The following is a 13,662-nucleotide window of genomic DNA, read 5'->3' on the forward strand; positions in this document are numbered from 1 at the left end:
GGCTTTAATTAACAATTAGTTTCTTCGTGTAAAACAGCTTTGCAATTGGCGCAAACTAGGTTTATAACTTCGCAGGTTGCTGCTGTACTTACAACTACTTTGGTAACTTCGCCCTGATGAGTGCAATTACTTATTGCACTCACATAAGGTTTATGGCTTTGGGCGTAAAAATCTGGAGTAAAAATCTCGTTACATTCAGGCATTAGCAATTCTTTTTAAACACCATATTTTCTAGTGCGGTTATTACTTTGCTTAGCTCTGTCGTACTCATGTCTTGCAATGGCTTTTTTATAGGCGATTGACCTATTTTATGCACCCCACGCAACCACTTATCTAAAGCGCCTAAATTAGCTACTTGCTTACCCGTTACTTTATGCGCTTTACTCCAACCAAATTGCATGCACAAGCTTAAAATATACTTGTGCTGCTGGTTGTTGCTATCGTAAAAGGACCATAAGGTGTATTTTTTAGGAGATGGAGCTGTTTTTGTCATGACATTAAACTTTTTAAATGTTTCTGGAAGGCTTTATGTTCGGCACTGGTTAGCTCCACACGAGCTATCCAGTTACCGTTATTATCACGTTCTACAATCTTGTTATTCACGAATAATTGATCGTCGTTAAGGGGACTTATTATTACTGCCATTACACCGAAAATCTAAAGGTTAATTTTTTGCTTAATCCTTGGTGCTGGATAAACTTCCAACCACTTACGTACATACTGTTTTGTGTACGGATTTGAGCGTTAAAAATGATGTCTAGGCCATCGTCGAAACGCTCGTCATTAAACTCATCCCTTAGCTTGCTTAACTCAATAATTTTAGAAGGGTTTAGCATGCCCGTTTTAGGGTTGATTTTTAAAAAGGTATCTACAGCTTTAGCTAGCTTAATGGTATTCTCATTGTTATTACCATCGGATAAGGATTTGATAAATTCCTTAATTTTTGAAACACCTGCAGCTTCGGTTCCGTCGAACTTAATCGTAACGTTGTGACCTATGGTGATACTTGCAGAACCATCGTTTAAAGTAGAAGTATGACTATCCTGCGGATCGTTGCCATACACCTGCTCTTTAATGGCTTTTATAGGTTCGAAATCTTTAAATAGGGTTTCTATTAATATTTCGGTAATATCGTTGTGATGTACTAGCTTATCTATATTACGAGTTACAAACTCGCAAGACAGCTCTTTATAAGCTTTACGATCGTTTTTAATTTTTTCTTTTTTCGCTTTAGCTTCATTTGCTAGTTGCTGCATTAAGGCTTCTTTATCTGAAGCTGATAGTGTTGATAGATCTAATGTACTCATGGTTTAATCTTGAATTTGGGTTAATTGTTCTACTAATTGGAATCGTTCGTTACTTTTTCGAGTATAATCTGGGTGGTTACGGTTGTTATCCAGCCAGAAGTTAAGTTCATCAATCTTGTTTTCGATTTGTTTAGGCGTCATAGGCTTTTTTAATTAATGGTTTAGAGAATATGGAGTAAATACCGCTTATGGTTTCACGGTAAAAATCTTGTGCTACTTGCGGACTTATCGCCCCTTTAAATGGCGTGGCTTCTTCAATGAATTGTTTTTCGAAGTGATCTAGTTGTTTGTACCACCAGTTAAACAAAGGCACGCAGCTTAATAGTTTTTGTAATGTTTTTTTACTATTGCTTTTTTGCGCACACCACTCGTGGTATAGGCTTATTACTAATAATTCGTAAGCCTCTGGAGTGATTTGTAAAATGTGTATAACCTGTTTTTTCATGGTATTTTACTTATTTAGGATGCGCCACGAAGTTTATCGTAGCCTTCTTGGTATATGATGTATTGCCCACCGTTAGGGCCTATGGTTCTACCTTGGCAAACTGCTAGGTAACCCGACACAAAAATTTTCATTTTAGCGTTGTAGCGTATCGATTTTTCAAACTCGGTTCTGGGGTTCTTACCTTCAGCTTGACCAACAATTATTAAAATGATATTCTTTTTAGTGATTAGTTTTTTTAAGGCTAAGTATTCTTCCCAGTTGGTGGTAATGTCTTTAATGGAATCGACTATAACCACTTTTGGAGGTTGGCGTTTGCGTAAAAAAATCATCAACTCTATGTAATCATAGCTTTGTGTATAAAAACAATCCTGTACCTCGTTCATTTTAAATAAGGTGGTACGCTGAATGTATTCGGCGTCGTCTGGTTCTTCCTCGCATAGGTTGTAAAGCGTTTTATAACCTAATTTGGATAAGGCTTTTGCGAGCTGCATTAAAAAGCTACTCTTACCACTGCCTGAGTTTCCCCAGATGAACCAAACGCCTCGGTCTTGCGGTTTGCCTAGGGCTTGGTAAAAATCACCAGTCCACGGAACACGCTTCACTTTCTGACTTTGGATATTAGCAACGGTAAGGGTACGCTTTAGCTTTAGCTCATCGGCTTCTGCGTTGTCCTGCATGTGTGAAATCGTTAGAGATTAAACAAATAATTCTACTTGCTTAATGTTTAGCACACGCTCCACTAACGGCAGAGACAGAGGCACCTCTAACCTATCGGCTTCGCGAAGACAGGGTACCAGAACATCGTGCAGCTCGCCATAGTTATCGCATTGATCGCGTAGAAATCGCACCACGTCCTTGTCTTCAATTTCATTTAAAAACAATTTAAATGACTTATCAATATTGGGTAAATGTCGGATACCGAATTTAATACGGCGGTACAACTGCGGAATGCCTTTGGCGTCTTTTTTACGTAACTTATCTATTTGATTGGTAAGTTGAGCTGTACCAATAAGTACAATACTGCAATACTTATCTAGATAATCGTAAAACTCTTTGATAGAGCATAAAGCGGATACTTTTAAATACTCGGCTTCGTCAAAGATTAGCTGAGGCTTTTTATTGTACATCGACAAGGCCTTTAATGCGCGGGAGATCTCGCGAATTTTCATGCTTTTATGCTTAAAAATAGGCACACGCAAGGTTTTAGCCACTTTGTCTAATAAGATATTAAGCGTATCCTCGCTTCCTACTTTTACACAAAATACATCGGCAGGATGTTTTTTTACATACAAATCGATAGCATGAGATTTGCCTGATCCTGTAGCACCAATAATAAGGCGCGTATAGGCATGCTCGCGGGCTTCGCTTAATACAGCAATCATTTGTGTAAGTTGGGGCGTGTTACGGTTAATCCAGTATTGTTTTCCCATGGTGTAATCTATTAGATCGGCCAGCTTTAAAAAGTGGTGTTCTGGTATATTACCCGTGTTGCCTTTTCCGGCATCGTAGGTAAACACACCTTTTAAGATAGCGGTTACATATTCTTGGCGTACCCCTGTACGGGTAGAGACCATTTTTTGAGATATTCCATGTAGGTCGATATACTCTTGTAGCTTTTGGGCTATGTATTGTTTTGTAGGCTTGTCCATAATATTAGTTTAGGTATTCTTGTAAATTGTTTATTGCTTCATCTAAATGCTCTACGGTGTTTGCTAGTTCGGCTGTTTTAGATTCGTAGGCTTTAGCGCGTTGGCTTTCGTGCCATTTATCGGAGCGTTTTAACGCGCTTTCGTCACGTTTTTCAACTTTGTTTACAATTTGTGTTCTGGTAGCTTGGAGCTTATTTAATAGGTTTTTCATTTGGGGGTTTTGGGGTTTTGGGGTTTTATTAGAGGTAATCGTTAATATCTATTTTGCCTGCATAATAGTCCTGTTGCTCTTGGGCATAGGTCTTTTCTTTTTGTTTTAGGGTTTTACGTTCGTGTTTGTCATTGGCTTTTTGGGCGTTTTTATCTATTTGTAATCGGGCTTTGCTCTTGTAGTTTTTGTGTTGCCCAGCACTATCGGTAAGTAAGTGCTTAGCTAAAGTGTCTTGTAGTTCTGGTTGCTCTAAGAGGCGACCAACTAAGCGACCGTTTTCGCCGCGCTCTTCTTTAATGTTTTCTATTAAAACATTGTTGTATTGGTTAACTCGGGCTAATTGGAGGGTATCACCTTCTACACGATCGGCGATAGCCATAGGTTGAATGTACTTTTGTTCGAGCATAAAACGCTCTTTACCATCGGTAGAAACAGCAAGTACTTGACTAAGGTCAGTAGTATCGTACTGGATACTCCAATCCTTATCGGCATGGTTTCTAAATTCCAGATCAAAACAATCGTACCAGCATTTTTGCCCGTTTATGGTCATTACCAAACCTTCTCCTTTTAGACGGTTGGTATAACCCGTATTACTACCAAAGGTTAGCAGATAATTTTCTTGGCTCATAAGTATTTTATACTCGGGCTTAGCCGTTAGCCATGCATTACCATAATCGGCGGCTTTTTTGGAACGCTCGGCATTAATGATGCTTTGTATTTGTGAAATACAGCCGTCTTGGTCTGGAAACTGCTTTTTAATTTTGTTGATATAATCACTATTTGGCTGGTTTTTACTGCCGCTACTTATATTGTGCCCAGACCAGTTGTTTAATAACTTGCAGTAGTTTTTATTAATATGATTGAAATACGGCTCAACAATTTTAGCCTTAGCATTACCTACCGAGGCAGGCGTAAAGAGGTACGACATCGCTTCGTACAATGGTGTTAACTTTTTAATTGCATAGTTATCGGACTGCAATTGGTATGGCATAAAATATTGACCAAACAACTCCTTTGCATGCTGCATCGCATTTTGACAAGCCAGTGTAATAAGTTCTGGCGTTTCGTGCGTACCAATAGCGTAACCAATTGGATACTTATTAAAGGCATCTAGCACCACCACTACGGTTAGTCGATTGTGGTAGGTAGTAACGGTTTTACCTTCCTCGTTTACCGTGGTTTGCTGGTAAAGGAGTTCTACACTCCACCCATCTAAGGTCCAGTATAGCATTGGGGAGCTTGGTTTTTTACGTTTATTTTGCATGAGTATGTTGTTTTTTAAAGATTTAACACCTTTTCTACCAGCGTGGGTAATTAGGTTCTTTTCCTTTTTGCGGTTTGCTACGGTTTGGGCGGTAATAGGTTTCCAGTCTAATTTCTCGGCAATGGTATTGTAGATATTAGCGATCATGGTATTGTCTAGATTGGTATGCTTAGCAATAAGCTCGTCTAGCAAAGCCATTTGTTTTTTATTGGCCACTTTTCGGGAGTTTTTGTTTTGAAGTTTTCCAGATATAAGCGCTACATAACTATCTTTAGCATAAGCTGTAGCCTTACGGCGTAAACCATCTTTACTTGCTGGTAAGGTGTGCGCCACCTCGCGAAAAGCATTAACATCTTTACTTAGGCTTAACCATAAATCGAGGCGTTGCACTCCCAAGGCGCGAGCATAGGCGCGACGGTCTTGCTTTACCTCTAGTACCGCATTAAGTACCGAGGCATTATAAGTGTACTCTTCAACTAATTTTAAATCTAACTTTTGGTTGTTGTTTTGACCGTAGCGGTAACTTATATAAAACTCGTAGGCTGCGCGGTCGGCTTGGTAGAACCCTGCAAAGTATGCCTTTTTAACCAGCTCGGGCGGGTTGCCAAACTTAAGCTTTAGGCGGTCTTTCCACTCTCGACTAATAGAGTCGTGCAAGATCAAGGCATCATGACCAAAACAACCGCGACGGAGTTCCTTCTCTGTACAGGTATCACTACGCATACGCCCATTCAAGGCTTTATAAGAGATAACTCGAATACTATCCTCATGATTCCTAGTTGTCGTTAAAAACTTAATTTTTACGCCTAGTTTTTCGTTGTAGAATTGATAAGGTATGTTGTTATTATCGTGCTGCATGGTGTTGGTATTGTTCCCGCCGTGGTGTCGAAACCACGCTAAGCCGTGGCGGGAAATTTTACTACATTTAGGGTGTCTAATCTTAAAAATGCAGTTATGAAAGAGCTTGTATACTCTAGTAAATTAATTTACACTATTAAACATCAGTGTTTTGAAGAATCTGAGGGCTGGGAAGCCCTAGATCCTATTAAGGATTCTTGCAGCACTTTTTTCAAAGCTCTTGGCGCGTCTGTGTCCTTCGAAGAACTCTGGGAATACGACGAGTGTGCAAAATTCGCTAACACCATCGTAGGCTATCACGTTACCGTAATCTTCAACGGGGAGGGTGCAGAAGTGTACGGTTTTCCCATGGCAGCTGCGTTGTTTTTCAATAGAAATAACTTTGTAAAGAAGGAAGCAGAACTTTACCTTATAGAGAAAATGGAGAATTAAATGTATCATCTTGTTTCTGTTTTTTAAAAGTGATTTATTTCCCATCCTTTTCTTTAATTATTGGTTGTATTAGCACTATCATGTATATAACCTTCAATAGTCTTGGCGCGGTCTTCTACTATTTTTTTCATGGCTAACACCGCATCGGCTTTATTGCGGTTATAGCGCATTCTGGCGGCATCGGTGGTTTTGGAAAGCATTTTACCTAATACAACATAATCGCCCCGACGAATAGCGTGTTTTATTGCGGTTTTTACCTCTAGGATTTCTTGTGGTTTCATATATTTGAACTGTTTTGTTACACGAACAAAGATATTCACATTTTTTGAATATTTACAAATAATAATTCACATTTTTTGAATTAAATATTTCTTTTTATGGATAAACCATTGATGCTTAATAAGATAAAGAGCCATTTAAATATTAAAACGAATAAAGATTTTGCTGAGTTCTTAGAGATAAAACCAACAAATCTATCGATGTGGTATAAAAGAAATACATTCGACACTGAACTATTATTCAAAAAATGTGAATTTTTAAATGCTGATTGGTTATTATCCGGTGAAGGTTCCATGCTAAAACCTTCCAGAGAAGTTCCAGAAGCAAGCGCTCAGGTTAGCAGCAACAATAATGGCATCCCTTTATTGCCTTTAGAGGCTTTTGCTGGACTAGGTGACGCAGGTATTGCTGGTGTACCGTTTGATGTTATTGAAGAACGGTATGAGGTTCCGCTTTTTAAACAAGTAAAGGTGGATTTTATGCTACCTGTTCGTGGCAGTAGTATGTATCCCAAATATTCTAGCGGCGATGTTGTAGCCTGCCGCCTAATCACCGAGTTGCTATTTGTGCAATGGAATAAAGTGCATGTTATAGACTCCATAAGCCAAGGCATTATTATGAAACGATTAAAAAAAGGCCTTAAAGAAGATCATGTTTTATGCAAATCGGACAATAAAGAGTATGATGAGTTTGAAATACCACGATCGGACATTAGAAACATAGCCCTAGTTGTAGGCGTAATTAGACTAGAGTAATACCGTACATACCGTATTACGGAATACATGGAATACACGGAATGCACAAAAAGAAGCCAAGATTTCTAAGATTTCACCCTAAAAACAACTAAAACACACGTTTTCAACACCCTAACTATTTACAGCCCTACATTATGGGGGTGCGTAACTCGTAAAAAGGGGCGTTTTTATGCAAAAATTATACAGTACGGGGGTGCGTTCACATACTTTTTGTGTCGTGTTGAGGTGACCCAACAGGTGACCCAACAGGTTACGCAACTTTTAAAACCCCAAAAACCAAATGCACACAAACCATATTGCTGGCGCTAACAAAATGGCACAAAAACAAAGGGCAAAACCACGTATTAAGCCTAGTAATGGCGTGGTTTTGCCCTTTTTGCTACATATACATCGCAATAGGATTTAAAAGGGATTTAATTGAGATTTAAAAAGACGGTAAAAAGACGGTAAAATGCACAAATTTGGGCATTTGGTTTTTGTTGAGTGTAGTGACTAAAAACGCTTAAACCCCTTTATTTTATTGGCTTTTCAGCGTTTTTTAGCTAAAATGTTTTTTGGGCATTTCGTTTTTTGGGGGGTAACTTCCTAAGTTAAGCAATAAATTTGTTGTTACAATTGTTAATATTATGTTAAATTTAGGTACTATGCGTAACATAATACCTTTTTAAAGACATATATTTGCATAAGAAACTATTATACGTTTTTACATTATGGAAGATAAACAACAAAAAAATATTGCCACATTTATTCACTTATCATCATTTACCAGATTTATTTTTCCTTTCGGAAATTTTCTAGGGCCTTTAATATTATGGCTATCCAATAGAGATAAATCCGAATTTATTGATAAGAATGGTAAACAAATCATCAATTTCCAAATTAGCATCTTGCTTTATGCAATCATTATAGCGTGTATTGCTATTCCGTTTTTTCTGTTGTCCATTTTTGGCAATATCGCCTTCAGTAATTTTGAAGGTATTGAGCTCTATATCCATGAACCCTCCGTGATCATATTCACAGCATTAGGCTTAGGTGTTATAGCGATCGTGGCTTTCGTATTGGAACTGGTGTTAATTATTATTGCTAGTCTCAAAGCCAGAGATGGCGAAATTTATAAATATCCTTTAACCATTCAATTTTTAAAATAAACGAATCAAAACGGTTTCAAAAAAAACAAAAACATTAATCAAAAAACGAATTGTTTCATCATACAAAAGCTTTTAAAACGCAATGAACTTCATCACCTCAGCAGCCATATAAAAGCAAAAAAATACAACACATGAAAATAGAAAACACAAAAGCCCAAATGCGCAAAGGCGTTTTAGAGTTTTGCATTCTATCGGTCTTAAAAGATGAAGATGCCTACGTGGCCGAAATTTTAAGCACTTTAAAAGATGCCAAACTTCTTGTGGTAGAAGGTACCATTTACCCTTTGCTTACCAGACTTAAAAACGCCGATCTTTTAAGTTACCGATGGGAGGAGTCTACCTCTGGCCCACCTAGAAAATACTACGGTTTAACAGAAACAGGAAAACTGTTTTTAGAAGAACTTAGTAGTACTTGGAATGAACTTCAAAACGCAGTAAACATCGTAACAAGCCAAAAAAACAACACCAATGAATAAAACAGTAAACATAAATTTAGGAGGTATATTTTTTCATATTGATGAAGACGCCTACTTAAAACTCCAGGGTTATTTGGAGTCTATAAAACGCTCGTTAGCAAACTCGCAAGGTAGCGATGAAATTATTGCCGACATTGAAGCGCGCATTGCAGAACTTTTTAACGAACGCTTACAAAACAACAAGCAAGTTATTAGGCTTAGAGAGGTGGATGAAATCATTTCCATCATGGGGCAACCTGAAGATTATGTGGTTGATGAAGAAATTTTTGAAGACGACCCGAGTACGAATCAAAATAAATCTACACGCTCTAAAAAATTATTTAGAGATCCCGACAACTCCTATATCAGTGGGGTATCGTCTGGATTAGCACACTATTTCGGTATTGATGCTATTTGGGTGAGATTGGCTTGGATTCTTTTAGTGTTTGGTGCAGGAACAGGCGTATTACTTTATATTTTACTGTGGATTTTAGTTCCTGAAGCCAAAACTACTGCCGAAAAAATTATGATGACTGGCGAGCCTGTTAACATTAGTAATATTGAAAAAAAAATAAAAGACGGCTTTGATAACGTCTCTCAAGTTGCCAAAAATGTATCCGATTCGGTTTCAAAAGCAGCTAAAAATGTAGACCTAAAAAAAGGCACAAATTCAATTAAATCGACGTCTAAAACATTTTTTGATAGTCTAGCCGATGCCGTTATGATCTTGCTTAAAATATTTGCTAAGTTCATAGGTATTTTACTTATTATCATTGGAGCCTCAACCTTAATTGCTCTTGTTATTGGCCTATTTTCTATGGGTGTAGCCGATATTATTCACATTCCAGGCTTAGACAATCTCGATCTTGTAAACGTAGGCAATACCCCAATCTGGTTGGTCTCACTTGCTATATTTTTTGCTGTAGGGATTCCGTTCTTTTTCTTGTTTTATTTAGGACTTAAAATTTTAATCAACAATTTAAAATCTATTGGAAACATTGCCAAATTTACCTTGCTAGGCCTTTGGATTCTATCCATAATCACCTTGGTTATTTTTGGTATCCGACAAGCAAGCGAGCACGCTTTCGAAGAAAGTTATATTAAAAAAAACGAGCTCTTTATTAAAGCGAACGACACTTTAATGGTTAAAATGACGCATAGCGATAAATTCAACTCTAGCTTTAGCCGCGATGATTTTAAACTGGCTCATGATGACAACGGCAATAAGATTATGTATTCATCTGATGTTCGTATTATGGTAAAATCGACTTCCGATACCGTAGCCACACTTTCAATTATAAAAAGTGCCAACGGAAGAAACTATGAAACGGCTATAGCACGAGCAAAAAACATCAATTATCATTATGAAGTTAAAAACAAAACCTTGCTCCTAGATGCTTTTTTAACTACCGATATTAAAAATAAATACAACGATCAAGAAGTTGATATCATACTCTATCTACCAGAAAACACCGTGGTATATTTTAGTAGTAATACAGAAGACTTTATTAGACATAACAACCATGAAGGTCATTTGATATCTGACAAGAACACCAATCATTTTATCCGTATTATGGATAATAACTCGAAGTGTTTAGACTGTCCCGATGAAGATTTTAATGTTGAAGTCGACACCCCAGAAGTAAAAATTGACAGCGATGGCATTAAAGTCGAATCGGATGAAGTCAAAATCAATATTAGCAGTAAAGGCATCGAAATAAAATCTGATCAGTAACAATTCATCATTAAAAAACTACAATTCAATCATTTAATTTTCATCAACATATATATTCTAAAGATATTTATGACATCAAATTAAAAATCAAGCATTAATCATCATCAAAAAACGAACATTATGAGCACTTTAATCAAAATCATTGTAAGCACAGTATTAAGCTTCATGCTTCTTTCTTGTAATCTCGACATCAGTCCTGGAGAACGAGGTAATGGCCATGTAACCACCGAAACCCGCCCTACTAACGCAGCCTTTTCAACCATAAAAGCGGCCGAGGGTTTGGATGTTTATTTAACCCAAAGTGACGAAGTAAGCATTACGGTAGAGGCCGACGAGAACCTTCAAGAGCTTATTTTAACCGAAATTCAAGACGGGGTTTTAAAAATACACACCAAACACAATATTGGTAAATCTACCTCTAAAAAAGTAAGGGTGCATTTTAAAAACATATCTGAAATTATATCATCAAGCGGCAGTGATGTTAACGGTACTAATACGATAAACGCTGAAACATTAAGCCTAAAGTCAAGCAGCGGAAGTGATATGGAGCTTGAAGTGAACACCCAGACTCTACAGTGTAAATCGTCAAGCGGATCGGACCTCAAACTCTCTGGAAAAACCGTAAACCTATTGGCTGAAGCCTCAAGCGGAAGCGCTATAAAAGCAGCCGATTTATTTGCTGAAACTACAGACGCCAAAGCCTCGAGCGGAGCAGACATTACTGTAAACTCTTCTAATTCATTAATCGCCAAAGCCTCAAGTGGTGGAGATATTAATTATTTTGGAAACCCTGAAAAAGTAGAAAAAAGCAATAATCCTTCTGGAAGTATTAAGCAGAAATAGGCTGTAGGCGAAAAAAACTCATCTCAAGCATTTTCAATAATCAATAGTCTGAATTAAGACTTTAGCCACAAATAACTTATTTCACACAAACGACTAAAATTTAGCATACTGCATGACATCTGGGCTAAGTTTTAGTCGTTATTTTATTCTAGATACTTCTTGAAATTCCAAGTGCTAATCCGCGTATTTCTGCCAAACCTTTTAAACGTCCTATGGCCGTGTATCCTGAATATGCCGAATTGGAGTCCAAATCTTGTAACATTTGGTGTCCGTGATCGGGACGCATAGGCCACTGTACTTGTCTTTCTTTTTCAACCTCAAGTACTGCCTTTACGACCTCATACATATCGGTAGAACCATCTAGATGATTATCTTCATAAAAACTACCATTGGTTTCACGTCGTACATTTCTTAAGTGTAAAAAGTGAATACGTTTTGCAAACTTTTTAATCATTTTAGGTAAATCATTGTCTGGATTAGCCCCTAACGATCCTGTACAGAAAGTTATGCCATTGGCAGGGCTGTCTATAAACCCAATTAAATCCTCTAAATCTTGTTCAGACTTTATAATACGTGGTAAACCCATAATATCTATAGGCGGATCGTCGGGATGAATAGCCATAACAATGCCGTGAGCCTCACAAACCGGAATAACTTCATTTAAAAAGTAGGACAAATTAGCTTTTAAGTCGGCGTGCGATAAGCTGTCGTACTGAGCGATCATGTCCTTAAATACCGGAATAGATAAATCATCAACCGTACCAGGAAGTCCTTTAAGCACATTGTCTTCTAGCTGCTGTTTTTCTTTGGCACACATTTCAGAAAAACGCTGTTTAGCTTGCTGTAATACCTCTGTGGTATATACCAAATTGGCATCTTCTCGTTTCAAAATATAGCATTCAAAAATAGCCATTTCAATTTTATCAAAACGTAATGCTGTACTCCCATCATCCAGTTTCCAATGCAATTGAGTACGTGTCCAATCTAAAACTGGCATGAAATTATAACAGACCTTTTTAATACCACATGAAGCCACGTTAATTAAACTTTGTTTATAATGCGCTATACGTTTTAAATAATCGCCTTTTCGAAGCTTTATATTTTCATGAATGGGAATACTTTCGATAAAAGCCCATTCAAAGCCATGCGCTTCGATAGCATTTTTCACCTTTAAAATCTCTTCAACTTCCCAAATTTCACCATTTGCAATATGATGCAAAGCAGTTACAACCCCAGTTGCACCAGCTTGTTTTATATGTAATAAGGTTACGGGATCGTTTACCCCGAACCATCTAAATGTTTCTGTCATCTTTTGTTTTTTTAAACCCCGCTAAAAGCACTAAAGCCGCCATCAACAGGGATTACAATTCCGGTTACAAACTTTGAAGCATCTGAGCTTAAAAAGTGTACAGCTCCATGTAATTCGTTTGCTTCTCCAAAGCGCTTCATAGGAGTATTTTGAATGATCGTATGACCACGATCGGTAAAAGTTCCATCATCCTTTAACAATAAAGTTCTGTTCTGCTTTCCTATAAAAAACCCTGGTGCAATGGCATTTACACGTAATCCATCTCCATATTTTGTAGCCAATTCAACCGATAACCACTTGGTATAATTATCGATTGCCGCTTTAGATGCCGAATATCCAGCCACGCGCGTAATCGCTCTATCAGATGCCATAGAGGAGATATTAATAATAACACCTGTTCCTTTTTTAACCATTTCTTTACCGAAAACTATAGAAGGTACGATACTTCCAAAGAGATTTAAATCTACTACTTTTTTAAAATCGTCCATATCAATATCGAAAAACGATTGATCGGGCCCAATGGTAGCACCAGGCATGTTTCCCCCGGCGGCATTAATTAAAACATCAATCTTTTGGTATTTGTTCATAATGGCATCACAAACTTCTTGTAAACTCACTTTGTCCACAACATTACAGACAAAACCATCAACTTTATCACTAATGGTCTTGAGGTCATTTACAGTTTCATCAACCGTTTTTTGTTTATAATGCAAAACAATTACAGTTGCACCATTTGTAAGCAAATAGCCCGCCATACTATTTCCTAATACGCCAGCAGCTCCAGTGATAAGGATTACCTGGTCTTTTAAGTTAAATAAGTTCATGCGTTGTTTTTATTTTATTTTTAAACACTTAGGTTTTTGATATTTTTACTCAAAATACCACACCACATTTAGGTATGCTCATACAGAAAAAATGCTATCGAAACAATACGATTAGATCACATAAATGATCGTTAACAATCGACTAAAT

At 37.4% G+C, this 13,662-nt stretch carries 19 protein-coding genes; 6 read left to right on the forward strand and 13 right to left on the reverse strand.

The window, feature by feature from the left end:
* Positions 1-8 precede the first annotated feature (8 nt).
* The 10 genes from C1A40_RS03050 to C1A40_RS03085 are packed head-to-tail and all read right to left on the reverse strand — an operon-like array spanning position 9 to position 5,734.
* Positions 9-203, reverse strand: a complete 195-nt coding sequence (locus C1A40_RS03050; RefSeq protein WP_102994620.1) for a hypothetical protein — start codon at positions 201-203, stop codon at positions 9-11.
* Positions 203-493 (reverse strand): hypothetical protein, encoded by a 291-nt coding sequence (locus C1A40_RS03055; RefSeq protein ID WP_102994621.1) that lies wholly within the window; start codon positions 491-493, stop codon positions 203-205. The genes C1A40_RS03050 and C1A40_RS03055 overlap by 1 nt, the downstream gene beginning before the upstream one ends.
* On the reverse strand, positions 490-645 hold the full coding sequence (locus C1A40_RS18085; protein WP_158651258.1) for a hypothetical protein: 156 nt from the start codon (positions 643-645) through the stop codon (positions 490-492). Before C1A40_RS18085 ends, C1A40_RS03055 begins: the two co-directional genes overlap by 4 nt.
* Entirely contained in the window at positions 645-1,307 is a 663-nt protein-coding gene (locus C1A40_RS03060; RefSeq protein WP_102994622.1) for a hypothetical protein, read from the reverse strand. The genes C1A40_RS18085 and C1A40_RS03060 overlap by 1 nt, the downstream gene beginning before the upstream one ends.
* 3 nt (positions 1,308-1,310) lie before the next feature.
* Positions 1,311-1,448 carry a hypothetical protein gene (locus C1A40_RS18090; RefSeq protein ID WP_158651259.1) on the reverse strand — a complete coding sequence of 46 codons (138 nt, stop codon included), beginning with the start codon at positions 1,446-1,448 and terminating at the stop codon, positions 1,311-1,313.
* Positions 1,438-1,752 carry a hypothetical protein gene (locus tag C1A40_RS03065; RefSeq protein WP_102994623.1) on the reverse strand — a complete coding sequence of 105 codons (315 nt, stop codon included), beginning with the start codon at positions 1,750-1,752 and terminating at the stop codon, positions 1,438-1,440. The genes C1A40_RS18090 and C1A40_RS03065 overlap by 11 nt, the downstream gene beginning before the upstream one ends.
* Positions 1,753-1,766: 14 nt before the next feature.
* Positions 1,767-2,429, reverse strand: coding sequence for an ATP-binding protein (locus tag C1A40_RS03070; protein WP_102994624.1), 663 nt, complete (start codon positions 2,427-2,429; stop codon positions 1,767-1,769).
* Between the two features lie 18 nt (positions 2,430-2,447).
* Complete coding sequence (locus C1A40_RS03075; RefSeq protein WP_102994625.1) at positions 2,448-3,401, reverse strand: AAA family ATPase; 954 nt, start codon at positions 3,399-3,401, stop codon at positions 2,448-2,450.
* A gap of 4 nt (positions 3,402-3,405) precedes the next feature.
* Positions 3,406-3,612, reverse strand: coding sequence for a hypothetical protein (locus C1A40_RS03080; RefSeq protein WP_102994626.1), 207 nt, complete (start codon positions 3,610-3,612; stop codon positions 3,406-3,408).
* A gap of 28 nt (positions 3,613-3,640) precedes the next feature.
* Positions 3,641-5,734 (reverse strand): hypothetical protein, encoded by a 2,094-nt coding sequence (locus C1A40_RS03085; RefSeq protein WP_102994627.1) that lies wholly within the window; start codon positions 5,732-5,734, stop codon positions 3,641-3,643.
* Positions 5,735-5,830: 96 nt separating this feature from the next.
* Here C1A40_RS03085 and C1A40_RS03090 point away from each other — a divergent pair, with 96 nt between their 5' ends.
* On the forward strand, positions 5,831-6,166 hold the full coding sequence (locus C1A40_RS03090; protein ID WP_158651260.1) for a hypothetical protein: 336 nt from the start codon (positions 5,831-5,833) through the stop codon (positions 6,164-6,166).
* Positions 6,167-6,219: 53 nt separating this feature from the next.
* Here the strand turns inward: C1A40_RS03090 and C1A40_RS03095 are convergent, their stop codons facing one another.
* Entirely contained in the window at positions 6,220-6,447 is a 228-nt protein-coding gene (locus C1A40_RS03095) for a hypothetical protein (RefSeq protein ID WP_102994629.1), read from the reverse strand.
* A gap of 96 nt (positions 6,448-6,543) precedes the next feature.
* Here C1A40_RS03095 and C1A40_RS03100 point away from each other — a divergent pair, with 96 nt between their 5' ends.
* The 5 genes from C1A40_RS03100 to C1A40_RS03120 all read left to right on the forward strand — a co-directional run bounded on the left by C1A40_RS03100 (position 6,544) and on the right by C1A40_RS03120 (position 11,381).
* Complete coding sequence (locus C1A40_RS03100; RefSeq protein ID WP_102994630.1) at positions 6,544-7,200, forward strand: LexA family transcriptional regulator; 657 nt, start codon at positions 6,544-6,546, stop codon at positions 7,198-7,200.
* A 710-nt stretch (positions 7,201-7,910) separates the two neighbouring features.
* Positions 7,911-8,348: a DUF4870 domain-containing protein gene (locus tag C1A40_RS03105; RefSeq protein ID WP_102994631.1), complete on the forward strand. Its 438-nt coding sequence runs from the start codon at positions 7,911-7,913 to the stop codon at positions 8,346-8,348.
* A gap of 131 nt (positions 8,349-8,479) precedes the next feature.
* Positions 8,480-8,824, forward strand: coding sequence for a PadR family transcriptional regulator (locus C1A40_RS03110; RefSeq protein WP_102994632.1), 345 nt, complete (start codon positions 8,480-8,482; stop codon positions 8,822-8,824).
* Positions 8,817-10,538, forward strand: coding sequence for a PspC domain-containing protein (locus C1A40_RS03115; RefSeq protein ID WP_102994633.1), 1,722 nt, complete (start codon positions 8,817-8,819; stop codon positions 10,536-10,538). The genes C1A40_RS03110 and C1A40_RS03115 overlap by 8 nt, the downstream gene beginning before the upstream one ends.
* 120 nt (positions 10,539-10,658) lie before the next feature.
* Positions 10,659-11,381 carry a head GIN domain-containing protein gene (locus C1A40_RS03120; RefSeq protein ID WP_102994634.1) on the forward strand — a complete coding sequence of 241 codons (723 nt, stop codon included), beginning with the start codon at positions 10,659-10,661 and terminating at the stop codon, positions 11,379-11,381.
* 148 nt (positions 11,382-11,529) lie between these two features.
* Here the strand turns inward: C1A40_RS03120 and uxuA are convergent, their stop codons facing one another.
* Together uxuA and C1A40_RS03130 are read right to left on the reverse strand one after the other, a co-directional pair.
* Positions 11,530-12,690, reverse strand: coding sequence for a mannonate dehydratase (gene uxuA, locus C1A40_RS03125; RefSeq protein WP_102994635.1), 1,161 nt, complete (start codon positions 12,688-12,690; stop codon positions 11,530-11,532).
* A gap of 11 nt (positions 12,691-12,701) precedes the next feature.
* Positions 12,702-13,514 carry an SDR family oxidoreductase gene (locus tag C1A40_RS03130; protein WP_102994636.1) on the reverse strand — a complete coding sequence of 271 codons (813 nt, stop codon included), beginning with the start codon at positions 13,512-13,514 and terminating at the stop codon, positions 12,702-12,704.
* Between the last annotated feature and the right edge of the window lie 148 nt (positions 13,515-13,662).

The organism is Tamlana carrageenivorans (assembly GCF_002893765.1).
Taxonomy (GTDB): Bacteria; Bacteroidota; Bacteroidia; order Flavobacteriales; family Flavobacteriaceae; genus Pseudotamlana; species Pseudotamlana carrageenivorans.